This window comes from Chryseobacterium sp. WLY505, assembly GCF_030846215.1.
GTDB lineage: Bacteria > Bacteroidota > Bacteroidia > Flavobacteriales > Weeksellaceae > Chryseobacterium.
This window is the reverse complement of record NZ_JAVCWI010000008.1, coordinates 228435-243732: the sequence shown is the minus strand read 5'-3', so window position 1 is coordinate 243732 and position 15298 is coordinate 228435. Positions and strand designations below refer to the sequence as shown.

Annotated in this window: 14 protein-coding genes; 6 read left to right on the top strand and 8 right to left on the bottom strand. The window is 37.5% G+C overall.

Going from position 1 to position 15298, the window contains the following annotated elements; translation table 11 throughout:
- The first annotated feature begins 4 nt into the window (after positions 1 to 4).
- The 4 genes from RAH34_RS16995 to nhaA all read left to right on the top strand — a co-directional run bounded on the left by RAH34_RS16995 (position 5) and on the right by nhaA (position 4241).
- Positions 5 to 97 (top strand): IS3 family transposase, encoded by a 93-nt coding sequence (locus RAH34_RS16995; RefSeq protein ID WP_373427992.1) that lies wholly within the window; start codon positions 5 to 7, stop codon positions 95 to 97.
- Positions 98 to 374: 277 nt separating this feature from the next.
- Entirely contained in the window at positions 375 to 740 is a 366-nt protein-coding gene (locus RAH34_RS16990; protein WP_114820478.1) for a hypothetical protein, read from the top strand.
- A 109-nt stretch (positions 741 to 849) separates the two neighbouring features.
- On the top strand, positions 850 to 3060 hold the full coding sequence (locus tag RAH34_RS16985) for a bifunctional (p)ppGpp synthetase/guanosine-3',5'-bis(diphosphate) 3'-pyrophosphohydrolase (RefSeq protein WP_034696272.1): 2211 nt from the start codon (positions 850 to 852) through the stop codon (positions 3058 to 3060).
- 2 nt (positions 3061 to 3062) lie between these two features.
- Complete coding sequence (gene nhaA, locus RAH34_RS16980) at positions 3063 to 4241, top strand: Na+/H+ antiporter NhaA (RefSeq protein ID WP_306596906.1); 1179 nt, start codon at positions 3063 to 3065, stop codon at positions 4239 to 4241.
- On the opposite strand, the gene RAH34_RS16975 is transcribed toward nhaA, so the two are convergent.
- Entirely contained in the window at positions 4238 to 5251 is a 1014-nt protein-coding gene (locus tag RAH34_RS16975) for a YihY/virulence factor BrkB family protein (protein WP_306596905.1), read from the bottom strand. The two genes, nhaA and RAH34_RS16975, sit on opposite strands and share 4 nt — an antisense overlap.
- 298 nt (positions 5252 to 5549) lie before the next feature.
- On the opposite strand from RAH34_RS16975, the gene RAH34_RS16970 reads away from it, so the two are divergent.
- A complete protein-coding gene (locus tag RAH34_RS16970; protein WP_306596904.1) occupies positions 5550 to 6023 on the top strand; it encodes a 23S rRNA (pseudouridine(1915)-N(3))-methyltransferase RlmH in 474 nt (157 codons plus the stop codon).
- Positions 6024 to 6159: 136 nt separating this feature from the next.
- Here the strand turns inward: RAH34_RS16970 and RAH34_RS16965 are convergent, their stop codons facing one another.
- The 4 genes from RAH34_RS16965 to RAH34_RS16950 form a co-directional block, all read right to left on the bottom strand.
- The gene (locus RAH34_RS16965) at positions 6160 to 6612 is read right to left on the bottom strand and encodes a tRNA (cytidine(34)-2'-O)-methyltransferase (RefSeq protein WP_114820482.1); all 453 of its coding nucleotides are present in this window, start codon (positions 6610 to 6612) and stop codon (positions 6160 to 6162) included.
- Between the two features lie 68 nt (positions 6613 to 6680).
- Positions 6681 to 7493: a lipopolysaccharide assembly protein LapB gene (locus RAH34_RS16960; RefSeq protein WP_306596903.1), complete on the bottom strand. Its 813-nt coding sequence runs from the start codon at positions 7491 to 7493 to the stop codon at positions 6681 to 6683.
- Complete coding sequence (locus tag RAH34_RS16955; protein ID WP_034696278.1) at positions 7490 to 8056, bottom strand: phosphatase PAP2 family protein; 567 nt, start codon at positions 8054 to 8056, stop codon at positions 7490 to 7492. The genes RAH34_RS16960 and RAH34_RS16955 overlap by 4 nt, the downstream gene beginning before the upstream one ends.
- A 2-nt stretch (positions 8057 to 8058) precedes the next feature.
- Positions 8059 to 8400 (bottom strand): twin-arginine translocase TatA/TatE family subunit, encoded by a 342-nt coding sequence (locus RAH34_RS16950; protein ID WP_034696279.1) that lies wholly within the window; start codon positions 8398 to 8400, stop codon positions 8059 to 8061.
- A 418-nt stretch (positions 8401 to 8818) separates the two neighbouring features.
- Here RAH34_RS16950 and RAH34_RS16945 point away from each other — a divergent pair, with 418 nt between their 5' ends.
- Entirely contained in the window at positions 8819 to 9763 is a 945-nt protein-coding gene (locus RAH34_RS16945; protein WP_306596902.1) for a hypothetical protein, read from the top strand.
- 75 nt (positions 9764 to 9838) lie between these two features.
- Here RAH34_RS16945 and RAH34_RS16940 read toward each other — a convergent pair whose 3' ends face one another.
- From RAH34_RS16940 to secD, 3 genes are all read right to left on the bottom strand, one after another.
- Positions 9839 to 10642 carry an arylamine N-acetyltransferase gene (locus tag RAH34_RS16940; protein ID WP_306596901.1) on the bottom strand — a complete coding sequence of 268 codons (804 nt, stop codon included), beginning with the start codon at positions 10640 to 10642 and terminating at the stop codon, positions 9839 to 9841.
- Positions 10643 to 10750: 108 nt separating this feature from the next.
- Complete coding sequence (locus RAH34_RS16935) at positions 10751 to 12004, bottom strand: TCR/Tet family MFS transporter (protein ID WP_306596900.1); 1254 nt, start codon at positions 12002 to 12004, stop codon at positions 10751 to 10753.
- Between the two features lie 185 nt (positions 12005 to 12189).
- Positions 12190 to 15099: a protein translocase subunit SecD gene (gene secD / locus RAH34_RS16930; RefSeq protein ID WP_306596899.1), complete on the bottom strand. Its 2910-nt coding sequence runs from the start codon at positions 15097 to 15099 to the stop codon at positions 12190 to 12192.
- Positions 15100 to 15298 lie beyond the last annotated feature (199 nt).

Sequence of the window (15298 nt, the reverse complement as noted above, 5' to 3'; positions counted from 1 at the left end):
GTATATCAAGTATTACAATAACGACAGGATAAGACTTAATCTAAAAGGAAAGAGTCCGGTACAGTACCGAACTCTTTCATATAATAATATTGTTTAATTTTGTCTAAACTTTTGGGTGCAGTCTACAAGTTGTGAGGTTTTTTTATTTATAGCCTTCTGTTTTCAAATGGAAAACAAAGCGAAAGAGACATCCAGGTTTCAAAAAGACATATATTATCCAATTGTTAAAATTAAACACCTGTTCAACAACTATTCTTAAACATTATCATCATCTATTGAAAACTGAATATTAATTAACAAATTATATTGACTCAAATGCAATGATAATCAGAAAATTATTAGTAACTTTAATGGGAACTTAAAACCAATTAACTATGTCACATATATTAGCTGGAGTATTTGGTCATCACAGCGACTACAAAAAACTGGAAAGTGATCTGGAAAATTCAGGATTTGAAAACTCAGATTACATTGTATACCTTACTGATGGTTCCGGTAATTCTCAATATTTGGCAAGTGTTACCGTTAATGATCTTAATCAGATTGACCTTGCACGGAATGCATTTGTTCAGAATGCAGCATTGAAATCCTATTTATTTGAAAATATGAAGATCAATGAAACCAATTACGATACCATCAAAAGGTATATTGATGCAAGAAACAGAGCTGAAATCCACAGCAGCCCTGATATTAAAATCAAAACGTCAAGTGACGGTATGAATTCTGAAGTAAAATTCTAATCGATATAAAATCTAATAGCCGAAGATCCGTAGTGTATACTGCGGATCTTTTATGTTTGAAAAAACTAAAAAATTTCGTATTTTCGTCTAATTATAGGCATGTGCACAAATGAGCTACGATTTAGAACAAGAGAATAAAGAGATCCTTGCCAGATACAAGGACCTGATTTCTAACACATACAGAACATTGGATGAGGAAAACAACAAACTCATCCGAAAGGCATTCGATATTGCGCTGGATGCCCACAAGGATCAAAGGAGAAAATCCGGAGAACCTTACATCTACCACCCTATTGCTGTTGCTAAGATTGTAGCAACAGAGATTGGTCTGGGTGCTACTTCTATTGCCTGTGCGCTTTTGCATGATGTGATTGAAGATTCCGATTATACCTACGAAGATCTGAAGAAAATCTTTGGTGAGAAGATTGCTAATATCGTGAATGGATTGACCAAAATTTCCATCATGAACCATCAGAATATCTCGGTACAGTCTGAAAACTACAGAAAACTGTTATTGACATTATCCGAGGATTTCAGGGTTATTCTGATCAAAATTGCTGACCGTCTCCATAATATGAGGACTCTGGAAAGCATGGCTCCGGACAAGCAGAAAAAAATTGCTTCCGAAACGGTTTATATCTACGCTCCAATGGCTCACCGTCTTGGATTGTATAATATTAAATCCGAACTTGAAGATCTTTCCTTAAAATACAATAGTCCTGAAGTCTATAACGAGATTACGGAGAAGTTGGAATTGGCCAAAGAAAGCCGTGAAAGGTATATCGAAGAGTTTAAAAAAGAAGTATCTGAAAGACTTCACGAAGAAGGCTTAAACTTTAAGATCAAAGGCCGTGCAAAAGCGATCTCTTCCATTTACAGAAAGATGCTGAAGCAGGGAGTTTCCTTTGAAGAAGTTTTTGATAATTACGCCATCAGAATTATTTATAAATCAGATGCGAAAAATGAAAAATTTCTGGCGTGGAAGATCTATTCTATCGTTACGGACGTATACCACAGTAATCCTTCCAGAATGCGTGACTGGATTACACAGCCCCGTTCTACAGGATATGAAAGTTTGCATTTAACCGTTTTAGGGCCGGACAGAAAATGGATTGAAGTACAGATCCGTTCGGAAAGAATGGATGAAATTGCTGAAAAAGGAGTTGCTGCTCACTATAAATACAAAGAAGGGTACAAACAGAGTTCTGATGACAGAAACTTTGAAAAATGGGTAACTGAAATCCGTGAAGTACTGGAACAGCAGCAGAACCTTTCTACTTCGGAACTTTTGGATAATATTAAACTTAATTTATATTCCAAAGAAGTATTTGTCTTCACTCCAAAAGGAGAAATTAAAATCCTTCCGACCAATGCTACCGCTTTGGATTTTGCTTTCTCTGTACACTCCGATTTAGGAATGAAATGTCTGGGAGCCAAAATTAACGGAAAACTGGTTCCTATTTCCTATATTCTTCAAAACGGAGATCAGGTAGACATTCTTTCGTCACAGAATCAGAAGCCAAAATCTGACTGGCTGGAATTTGTAGTAACTTCGAAAGCCAAATCCAAGATTAAAAGTTATCTGAACTCTCAGAAAAACCAATTGGTAGAAGAAGGAAAAGAAATTCTGCAGAGAAAACTTCGTCATGCGAAAATCAATTTTAATGATGAAGAAATCAATAAGCTTCAGAAGTTCTTTAATTTAAAATCATCTCAGGAGCTCTTCCTTAAATTCCAAAGTAATGAACTGGATGTAAGCAGCCTGAGAAAATATATAGAAAGTAAAAATGTATTCAATAACTTACTTTCAAGATTCAGAAAATCACCCAATAAAAGCCAGCATTTCGAGGATCCGAAAGAGGAAAACCTTGACATGATTGTCTTTGGGAAGGACGAAGAGAAGCTTAATTACACGTATGCAAAATGCTGTACCGTGATTCCGGGAGACAAAATTTTCGGATTCATCACCATTTCAGACGGAATCAAGGTGCATAGTGACAACTGCCCGAATGCCATCAATCTGAGAGCTCAGTATGATTACCGTGTTATTCCGGCCAAATGGGTGAATGCAGAAAGCTTCAAAAACAGAGTAAAAATTGAAATTGAAGGACTTGACAGAATGGGGATGATTAATGATATCACCACTGTCATCAGTGGAAGTATGGGAATGGATATGAAAAGTATGTCTATTGAATCCAACAATGGTGTTTTCACAGGAAATATCAACCTCGAAGTCAAAAATAAAGGTCAGTTGGAAGAGACCTTTAAAAAACTTAAAAATATTAATGGTGTTTCCAGAGTGAGACGGGTACAATCGTAAACATGAATTTATCTCTTTATTTTAAAAAATTTTTCAACAACAGTCAGTCCTCAGGAATTATTCTTATTTTCTGTGTGCTTATTTCATTGCTAATTGCCAATTCTGCTGCGGCAGAGAACTTTCAGCATTTTTTAGACAAAGAGGTGGGAACGCATCTTTTTGGTTTGGAATATCCTGTCAGCATCTGGATCAATGACGGATTAATGGCAGTTTTCTTCCTTTTGGTAGGCCTTGAAATAAAACGTGAACTTGTAGAAGGTGAATTGTCATCCTTTAAAAATGCCTCACTTCCTATTTTTGCAGCGGTAGGCGGAATGCTTATCCCTGCTGTAATCTACAGCATTTTCAATACAGGAACGGAATACAGCAATGGCTGGGGAATTCCTATGGCAACTGATATTGCATTTTCCCTGGCAATCATTTCGATGTTAGGTAAAAAGATTCCTAATTCCATTAAGATATTTTTAGCGGCATTAGCCATTGTAGATGACCTGGGAGCGATCCTCGTGATTGCGATTTTCTATACAGAGCAAATTCACTGGAGCTATCTGCTCTTATCTTTTGGAGTGACTGCCCTGCTTTTTATTTTAAATTTTTTAAAAGTAACCAAAACAATATTTTATATCATTCTGGGACTGTTTTTATGGTATTTCCTTCATCATTCCGGAATTCATGCGACGATAGCAGGTGTTTTACTGGCATTTTCCATTCCTACCAATGCTTCGAATGTAGAAATCTCACCTTTGGAAAAACTGGAGCATCAGCTTCATATTCCGGTAAGTTTTCTGATCATGCCAATATTTGCTTTAACGAATACGAATATCACTTTTTCCAGTGAAATGGTTGCCGGAGTAACTAGTACATTAGGATTGGGAATTATCTGTGGATTGGTATTGGGTAAGCTGATCGGAATCAATTTATTCTCGTTGATTGCCATTAAATTAAAACTGAGTTCCCTTCCTCAAAACAGCAACTGGCTACAGATGATTGGTGTAGGTCTGCTGGCCGGAATCGGGTTTACCATGTCCATTTTTATTGCATTGCTTTCCTTTAAAGGAGAAATTCCGATTCAGGATGAAGCGAAGTTTGCGATTCTGATTGCATCGTTTATCGCTGCTATTGCCGGATTCACCATACTCAGCGTAAGCTCAAAAGAAAACCCCGAACTGGAAGAAAATTAGTCTTTCTTCCCGTTCTCCAATTTTCTTTTATGCTCCTCATCACTATCAAAGTCCGGTTCAGTAATCTGGGCATGATATTCTAACGCTTCTTTCTGGATCTCATCAGACAGCAGCTTTTCAATTCTGAGTTTTCTGATCGCCATATTCAGCTCATTCCCGAATAAAAGAAGATATACATTGACATTCACCCAAACCATCAGTAGAATCATACTTCCAATAGAGCCGTACAGAACATTATATCGGGCGATATCCTTTACATAGATGGCAAAAATATATGTTGTCACCACAAACAGTACCGTGGTAAGAATAGCTCCCGGAACCGCTTGCCGGAATCTTGTGATTTTTACAGTTCCCAACCAGTAAAATAAGGTAAGAAGGATAAAATAGAAAAGCGGGAAAGAAACAAACCCGATAATTTTAGAAAGGTTATCTACAAGCCACGTTACATCATAAGCCGGAGTAAAAAGCTTCATCACAACCTCGGCATAATACACCCCGAACAGCGTTAGAAAAACAATAGTGATAAAGCCTATGGTAATAAAGAAGGAAAGAATAAATTCTTTGACATCACTTAATTTTTCATCTGTATTTTCGTTAAAACCGTTAATCAGGGAAAATGTACCATTGGTCGCAAAAATAAGAGCCAGAAGAATGGTCAGGTTACTGATTCCTTTCATGTTCGGAATGATATTGCTTACGATGTATCCTTTCACATCTCCTTCCATGTTGGAAGGGAAAACATTATGCATCAGCACATCAAAAATATAAAACTGAAGCTCATCATACAGCGGCATATGAGGCAGTACAGAAAGCAAAAACAGAATAAACGGAAAGAGGCTTATGGTAAAGCTCCAGGAAATTGCAGCCGCTTTTCTTCCAATTTTCCCTTTAAATATCCCGGAGATATAGATCTGAAACATCTGCCAAAGCGATATTCCCAAAACAGGAATATGAATGCTGTCAAAAAACTCTTGAATCTTTAAAATAAATTTAGGAAGCTTTACACTCATCGATCTGTTTGTCTTTATACAAAGGTAGGGGAATTAAATTAAATAGGGAAAAGATAGGTGGCAGATGTTAGGTAGCAGGTGGCAGGTTTTAGGGATTAGTGGTTTGAGAGTTTGAGAGTGGGAAGGCTTTAGAGTTTAAGGTTTAGGGACTAAAGTTCAAGGTAACTCGCAACTAATATAACTTTCAACTCGAATCCCGGAACCCGAAACAAATAACCTTGAATCCCGAAACTGCAACCAAAAACCAGCAACAAATTAGCCGCGAAACCCTATCTTTGCACTCTGAAACTACTTTACAATGCGAATCAGTTTACTTTGTATCGGTAAAACAGATGATAAGGAAATTACCTCTTTAATCAATTATTATCTCAACCGTCTTCCCAAACACTGGAATTTTGATATCACAGAAATTCCGGATGTAAAAAATGCCAGAAACCTATCCCCTGACCTTCTTAAAAAGGAAGAAGCCAGACTATTTTTAAACCATATTGATAAAAACGATCTGGTTGTTATTCTTGATGAAAAGGGAAAACAGTTTACCAGCCGTGAGTTTTCTCAGAAAATTGATACCTGGATGAATTCTTCCGTAAAGAAAGTACATATTCTGATTGGAGGCGCTTATGGCTTTTCTGAAGACATCTACAGCAGAGCCAATGAAAAAATGTCTTTATCCAAAATGACTTTTACCCACCAGATGATCCGCCTGTTTATTGTGGAACAGCTCTACCGTGCTGACCAGATTCTGCAGGGAAAACCTTACCATAACGATTAAAACAAAAGAGATTGTCTCAAAAGTCAAACAATTGGCTTTTGTCATTCTGAGGAAGAAAGAATCTCATGGATAACCAAAAGTATGAGATTCTTCATTACATTTCATTCAGAATGACATTTTTGAGACAACCCCTTTCTTATTTCAAGCCTATCTGTCTCTTTGCCTCTCCTACCACAAAAGCAACGGAATTGGCAATATTAAAGCTTCTGATGAGTTTCGACATAGGAATGGTCAGATGATTTTCAAAACGGTCCAGAACCTCTTTACTCAGTCCCACACTCTCTTTTCCGAAAACCAGCCAGTCTCCATCCTGAAAGTCAGTCTCAAGGTATGATTTTTCGGCATGTGAACTCATTAAAAACACCCGTGACACATCAGGGATTACTTTAATCCATTCTTCCACATCTGCATATTCAGTAACATCGAGATGTACCCAATAATCCAATCCGGAACGCTTCAGGTTCTTATCATTAATGACAAATCCAAACGGATGAATCAGGTGTAATCTGCTTTCGGTTCCTACACATAATCTTCCGATATTTCCTGTATTATTAGGTATTTCGGGCTCTACAAGAACAATATTCAACATCTTTCTATCTCTTTATTCTTTTTTGATATGGATTTATTTAAATGATTTGGGGTAGAGTGTATTTTAATTTATTTCTTTACACATTTAGCATAAGAATCAGTAAGGACTGCTTTTTCATAGCCTAAAGCAACTGCTTTATCCAGATTTTCACAAGCTTCCTTAATTTTGGAAGTGTCCATCAGTATCATAGCTTTGCTCACATAAGACTGGGCAAATTTCGGGTCTATGGAAATCGCTTTATTGGCATCTGTAAGAGCTTCTTTATATTTCTTCATTTTAAAATAGACGTCTGCTCTACCGTTATAGAGTAGTGATTCTGGTTTTTCGGCAATAAGTTTATTATAATCTTTTAAAGCACCTTCCAGGTCACCATTATTTTTTTTCAGATTGGCCAATCCTGTCTTTGCAAAAATATTGTCAGGAGCAAAAGTCAGGATCTGATTGAGATCTTTGATGGCAAGATCCTTTTTTCCCTGACTGTCGTAAATTTTGGAACGGGTAAGATACAAATCAGCTGTTTCAGGATTTACTTTGAGTCCCTGATCTATATACTCCAATGCCTTCACTTTGTTTCCTTTCTGGCTGTAAAGGGATGAAAGATTCACGTATACAGAAACCGACAAGGGATTTGCTTTCAGAGCAGAATCGTAGGATTTAAAAGCCTGAGTCGTTTTTCCAAGCCTTCTTTGGGCTGTCCCCAGATAATCGTAATATTCCGATTGAAATTTTTGAATCTGTTCTTTCTCTGCCAATTTTAAATACTGCTCTTCTGCACATTTATAATCAGCTTTCTGGAAGCATTCTTCAGCCAGTTTTTTATTCTGGGCATAGAAATGAAGGGCGAAAAAGAGGGAAACTACTGCTGGTAAAGTTTTTTTCATGAATTTATAGTTTGTTTGTTGATCACTTTTTTGGCGAGTGCACCAAATATCACTCCCAATAAAGATCCAACAAACGCCCCCACCAAAATATCTATCGGGAAATGCACTCCTAAATATATACGGCTGTAGGAAACCACTATAGCCCACACAAATATAGCATATGGAAACCATTTAAGCTTATTTTTTAATAAAATACTTAAAAAGGCAGCCAAAAAGAATGTATTGGAAGCATGAGCAGAATAAAACCCAAACTGTCCACCACATTTCACGATTCTCATGTGATGCTCCAGCGTAGGATCATGACAAGGTCTCAACCTTGCCACACCATATTTAAAGACACTGGCCAACTGATCAGAAACCGTTGCCCCAATAGCCAGAAATATAAGAATAAAAACTAATGATCTTAGTTGATAATTTTTGTATAAAAAATAAAGAAATATAATATAAAGAGGTACCCAGATCCAGGTACTGGAAATCAGCATCCAGAACTGGTCGAAAGATGAATCCCCCAAATTGTTAAGGTAAAGAAATACCTTCTTATCTTCCTGAATGATTTCCTCCATACTTATCTGCTTACAGGTCCTTCGTAAGTCTCATCATCTGCCGGTTTCGGTTTTGGAGGCTCATTAGAGGCCACTGAAGAAGGTTCCGTCAGAATATCTTTTTGGATATCATTCATAGGGTTGAAATCCTTGGCAGCGTCTTTTACCTTCTCAATCTCACGTTTGATTTCAGAAACAGGATTATCCGTTTCCTTCATGATTTCAGTTTTGATATCTTCCACTGCTCCACGCATTTTTCTAACGCCTGCACCTAAGTCACGCGCAATCTGAGGCAGTTTATCCGGACCGAATAATACAACGATTGCAATGGCAATGAGTGCCATTTCTCCAATGCTTAATTCCATGGCGTAAAATTACGAAAGATTATTGCATTTATAGACTGTAAACTAAAAATTTAAACAAATTTTAAGATTTTATAATGAAGTTCAGGATTCAAGGTTCAAGGTTCAAAGTTTAATGTTTAATGTTTTGTGGGCGGGTTGCGGGTTTCGAGATTATTTTGTTGCAGGTTGCTTGGTGAAGAGTTTTTGGCGTTGGTACAAGGGACGAGGTGCTGGTTCTTTTTATTCCTGTTTACCCACAAACTTTAAACCAAGAACCCTGAAGCCTCAAACCCTCAAACTCTCAAACTCTCAAACTTAGCTACCAGACATCCGCAACCTGCAACCTCGATTTATTAATTAACAAATATTTAATTCAAAACAATGAGAATTACATAACAATTCTGTATATTTATAACACACAACCAAATAAATATTAATTATGAAAAAACTAGTGACTACTTTTAAAGTTTTCGCCCTGTTATCGGTAATGGCACTTCACAGCTGCCAGAATGAAAACAATGAAATGAACCAACAGGAAGCGGTTCAGGCTAAGACAACCATCGATGAGCTGAAAAAAGAAATTACTCCTTCTTCTTCTCAGATTGTTCCTGACGCGGTACAACTTCAACTGAATGAATCCACCAAAAATCTTGAAACCTATTTAAAAAATGATTTACAGATTGTTGGTGTAACTGTACTTGGGAAAATTTCAACCCAACAAGGGGTAGAACTTTCCAAAAAACTGATTACAGATAAAGATCAGTTCATTGCATCCGGAAATATTATGGATCCATCTTCTGTAAAAATCGGAAAAATTGGAGATTTGTATCATGGTGAGGATTTAACAATCGCCCGACAAGGATTAAATGAAGCCATCACTGAGCAAGTAAAACCCGGCACCCAGGTTATGGAAGTAACATGGAGCGGCAAAAACGGAAAATTTACCACCTTCTGTTTTTATGGCGACTCAGGAATTATCTGGGATAATATCTTCGGAGGTCTGGTGATGATGGACACCCGTGGAAATTCAGAAGCATCTGACCAAGCTTCTAAAGTAGCATCCAAATGGTATAAACAGTGGTGGACAGCCAACTGGCTATGGGGATCTAAACGAGGTGAAGCAGGATATCAGATTACTATTTATTATTCAGGATCTACAGTTTCCAATGCGGATGTAAGCGACTGGGGATATATCAGTTTAGGAAAAGCAAAAAGCGAAAGTAAGATCACAAAAAGAACCGGAGCTTATGGGCAGTGCCGTTATGCACTGGGACTTTGTACCCCTACAGGTTCTTTAAGCTTTAACTCAACCAATTTCTCGGTATCATTCTCCGGATTGGGCAGTAATATTGTAAGTAACGGGACAAAATCCCTTTATCCATAGTTATTTTCATAAAAATCAGATTTTAATCAAAACGGGAAGCTCAGTGAGCTTCCCGTTTATTATATTTTATAAGTCTTACCAGATTCTGACTTTTGACTTCAACGCTTCTATTGCATTTTCTTTAAGCCCAAAAGTATTAATCAATATTTCATAGAGCTGTATATCATTTTCTATCGTTACAGATTCCTTTTCACCATCACCGGAACGTATATTCAGCACATGATCTGCATACGTATAGCGGGCATTCTCATCTACTTTTGAAAGAATCAGTCTGTTCTTAAAATGAGAATCCGGATGAGTAGACAAATACCAGTTGGAAATATCAAGGTCAACAGGTTCTACATGTCCAGGAATAAATCGGTATACCGGAAGCCACTGCTCCTTCCACATCCAAAGTGTATAGGTTTCTTCTTTATTGGAAACTTTAAACATTCCGTTGGGTGTTTGCTGCTGCTCTTCTTCATTTAAAAGTACAGGTGCAGTGAGCGTGGCTGTTCCAAATCCACAATCTGCCACATATTGATCTCCATCAAAATCGACAATAAGCAAAAGGTGAGTCTGTGCAGCAATACTATCCTCCTGCCTTCCCCACACTACCCTTCCAAGCTGGAGTTTGATGTTGAAGCCTAAGGATTTTAAAACTTCACTTAAAAGCAGATTCTGTTCATAACAATATCCGCCTCTGGATTCAATAACCAACTTTCTGAAAATATCATCTACATTCAAAGAAGGAACAATACCTGTATAAGAATCAATATTCTCAAAGGGAATATACTTGGGATGGAGCTGATGTATTCTTTTCAATGTCTCCATACTCAATTCCGGGGTTCCGGAGAAATGAATCCGTTCAAAATACTTTTCCAGATCTGCTGTATTCATAATTTGGTTTTTCCTGTTTCAACAATGAGTAAAACTATTTCACTCGTGTAAAATTATTGAAAGATATAACCCAAAATCATCTATATCTCATCAATAGAACAAATCTATTTAATGAAAATCTTTTTTTGAAGTCACATCAACTAAATTTTTATTTTTCTTCTGAAAAGCAGAATAGGTAATTACCACACTGACCGCCATTAAAATAAAAGCTAAAAAGAAAGGTGCACCGGAAAATTTGAACGGCGCTTCATCATGCGTAAAATAGTAAAATAAATTGGTCATCATCGGAGGTCCGATAATGGATGTGGCACTCATTAAGCTCGTCAATGCTCCCTGAAGTTCACCCTGTTCATTAGAGGGAACACTTTTCGTGATGACAGACTGTAAAGCCGGTCCACAGATTCCTCCTAAACAGTAAGGTACCAGAAACACAAACATCATCCAGCCTTCTGAAGCAAAAGCAAATAACAGCATTCCTACAGCGTAGAAAGCCAATCCGTAATAAATACTTTTCTGCTCTCCCAATCTTGGGGTCGTATATCGGATAAGCCCGCCCTGTACAAGGCCAACCAACAAACCTACTACTCCTAACGAGATCCCCACCATTCTTTCTGTCCAGCTGAACTTATACATGGTAAAGAAACTCCAGTTACTCTGTACAGCATGACCTGCAATGTAGATTAAGATCAATGAAACAATCAAACCTGAAATTTCAGGATGTTTTCCTAAAAATTTAAATGAACCAATAGGGTTGGCACGTTTCCAGTCGAATTCTCTTCTTTTATCTTTATCCAAACTTTCAGGAAGGATGAAGTATCCATACAGGAAATTAAGCAGACACAAGCCCGCAGCAGCATAGAAAGGAACTCTGGCGCCATAATGTCCAAGAACTCCGCCCAGAACCGGTCCAATGATAAATCCAAGACCAAAGGCAGCCCCTATCAGTCCGAAATTCTTAGCTCTGTCTTCATCTGTGGAAATATCTGCAATGTAAGCACTGGCCGTGGTGACACTCGCACCCGTAATCCCTGCGATAATCCTTCCCAAAAACAACCACCAGATGGTGGGAGCCAGTGCAAGGAAAATATAATCTACTGCAAATCCGAAAAGAGAAATCAGAATGATGGGTCTTCGTCCGTATTTGTCACTAAGGTTTCCTACTAAAGGAGAGAAAATAAATTGGGTAAATGCATAGGCAAATCCCAGCCAGCCTCCATATTTTGCAGCCTCACTGATATCTGCGTGAATAAGTTCCTCAATTAATTTGGGAACAACAGGAATGATAATCCCCCATCCCGTAATATCGATCAGTAAAGTAATAAATATGAAGCCTATAGCCGCTTTTTTCTTTGAATTTTCCATGATGGTGCAAAATTAATCAAATCTGAAAAATAATGATTCTAAATTATGATATGAATAGTTAATATGATTATTAAAAAAAGTAAAGCCAACATGATCATGAATTGGTAACCTTTGTTTTTTGACTTTGACTTAAAAAAAAGGCCGTCTCTTTCGAAACGGCCCTTACTAATTTATTGTAGTTTGTATTACTTTGAAGCAAGCTCTTCTTTAGCAGAAGTGGATTTTCCATGTACCTCTTCTTCTTTTCCTGTTTTAAGGAAGTCGTAAGCAATTGCAGACGCAATAAAGATGGATGAGTAAGTACCGAATCCAATACCGATTAACATCGCAAACATGAATCCTCTTAAGTTATCACCACCGAAAATGAAGATCGCAAGGATCACCAGAATCGTAGTGAATGAAGTGTTGAATGTTCTACCCAATGTACTTGAAATAGAGTCATCAAACAGACCTGCTAATGTTAAAGATTTTTTCTCTCTCAGGTATTCTCTGATTCTGTCAAAGATAATTACCGTATCGTTGATTGAGTAACCTAATACAGTAAGAATCGCAGCGATGAAATCCTGGTTGATCTCCATGTTGAACGGCATATATTTGTGAAGCAATGAATAGGCTCCTAAAATAATTACCGCATCGTGGAATAGAGCAGCAACTGCTCCAAGAGAGAACTGCCATTTTCTAAATCTTACAAGAATATAGATGAAGATCATTGCTAATGCCGCTAATACCGCATAGATACCGTGTGTCTGGATATCATCAGCAACAGAAGGTCCTACTTTCTCGGAAGAAATGATTCCTGCGTGGTCTTTATCAGCAGATTTGAAATCTTTCAATGTAGTTCCTGCCGGTAAGTTTGATTTTAAACCTTCAAATAATTTCTGTTCGATAATCTGGTCAGCTTTTAAAGATTCGTCTTCGATAAGGTAATCGGTAGAAATCTTTAATTGTCTGTTGTTTCCGAAAGTTTTAGCTTCTACAGAAGAGTTCTTACCATCTTCCGTTTTGAATAATGCTACTAGTTTTTCTTCAACATCTTCAGCTTTTACATCTTTATCAAATCTTACCACATAGTTTCTACCACCGGTAAAGTCGATACCGTATTTGAAACCGTGCGTTGCGATTGAGATCACACAAATAACGGTAAGAACAGCAGAAACGATGTAAGCATATTTTCTCTTTCCGATGAAATCGATCCAAGTATTTCTGAATAGGTTCTTCGTAGCCGGAGTCCAAACAGAAAGTCCTTTTCCTTTATTTAATCTTGAGAAGATCATTACTCTTGAAAGCAATACAGACGTAAATAATGTCATTAAGATACCGATCATCAACGTCAATGCAAAACCTTTAATAGGTCCTGTTCCGAAGAAGAACAATACAACTGCCGTTAAGAAAGTCGTTGTGTGACCATCGATAATCGCATTTAATGCATGTTTGAAACCATCTTTGTAAGCTTCAAGGATACTTTTCCCAGCGAATAATTCTTCTTTAGTTCTTTCATAAATGATAACGTTTGTATCGACCGCTACTGCCATCGTCAAAACGATACCCGCGATACCTGGAAGCGTAAGGGTAAAGTCACCCGAATCCATAATACCGAAAATATAGAATAAGTTGATCACCATTGCAATTACCGCATATACACCAGCTCCACCATAGTAGAAAATGATATAAACAATGATAATAGCGAATGCAATAATGAACGACATTAAACCAGAATCAATAGCCTCTTGTCCTAAAGACGGACCTACAACGGTAGCCTGAACTACTTTTGCACCTGCAGGCAATTTACCAGCACCTAACACGTCTACCAGTTCTTTAGCTTCTTCCTGAGAGAAGTTACCAGAGATCTGAGTTCTACCGTTAGGGATAGCATTTACAACGTTAGGAGCTGTGTATACTCTGTTATCAAGAGTTACGGCAACCGGTTTTCCAACGTTTTTCTCAGTTAATGTTTTCCATTCTTTTGCTCCTTTAGAGTCCATCTGCATGTCTACCACTACTCTGCTTAGTTCATCGTAGCTGATCGCAGCAGTTTCCACAGCACCGTCTACCGGAGCTTTCTGGTTGATGTTACCTCTGATCGCATACAATACCAAGCTTTCGCTATCTGTAGCTTCAGGTTTGTAACCCCACATGAACTGTGTATATTTAATGTTAGCCGGACGTAAAGACTGACCTACTTTGCTGTTTAAGATTTTGTTTACAACTGCAGTATCAGATAATTTTACGTTAGCAACACCATTTGTTCTTAATTTGTCAAGCTGTAAAAGGCTCATGAAGTTCACATTCTTTGCCACTCCCATAGAATCTCCTTTTGTAGCAACCATAGTTGTCAAAGTCTGGAAATAAGGTGCAATTTCAGGAACCTGCTGTACTTCCCAGAACTGAAGTTTTGCAGAAGTCTGAAGCATTTTCTTCACTTTATCGATGTCCTTCATACCAGGCATTTCCACAGAAATTCTCGCTGTACCAGGTACTCTCTGAACGTTTGGCTGGATGGCTCCAAGCTTATCAATTCTCGTTCTGATTACCTCGAAAGCTGTTCCTACAGACGCATCGATTTTTCTTTTAACAATGCTTTTCACCTGATCATCAGGCGTGTTGTACTTCACCTCAGTAAGGGTTGTGTTTCCGAAAATTTCCGGATCTGCCAACTTCAGGTTGGTACCTTTAGCTTTGTTAATTACATCGAACTGCTCGAAGAAGTTGTCGATGTAAGGTTTAGTAGAATTCTTCTGTGCTTCATCAGTTTTGTTTAAAGCCTCAATAAGAACAGGATTGGTAGAATAATTGGTTAAATCATTCACAAGATCTCTCTGGTTGATTTCCAAAAGAACGTTGATCCCTCCTTTCAAGTCAAGACCAAGTTTCATTTCCTTGTCTTTGGCTTTAGTGTAATAAAGTTTTGTGAATCCTAAATTCAAAGTATCCTTAGAAAGTCTTGCGATTTCTTTCTGATACTTCTCCGGATTATCTCCTGCAATAGCAGTCGCCTGCTTTTCAATTTTGCTGGCGTACCATGTTGGTAATAGCTCGTTTAAGCAAATCAACCCTAGTACAATAGCGACAATTGTAATAAGTCCTTTTCCTTGCATTTTGTTATAACTACGTTAAATTAAGTCGGCAAATATAATGATTTTCTTGTATTTTATGAATTTTTAACAACAGAAATGGTTTATTTCCAGATATATTGGTATCGTGATTTCTATTTAAGATTTAACAATTTTTTCATACTATCATAATAAAGTCTTCAAAATCGATTGGTATAAAATTTTCATTTACTTTTCCAACACA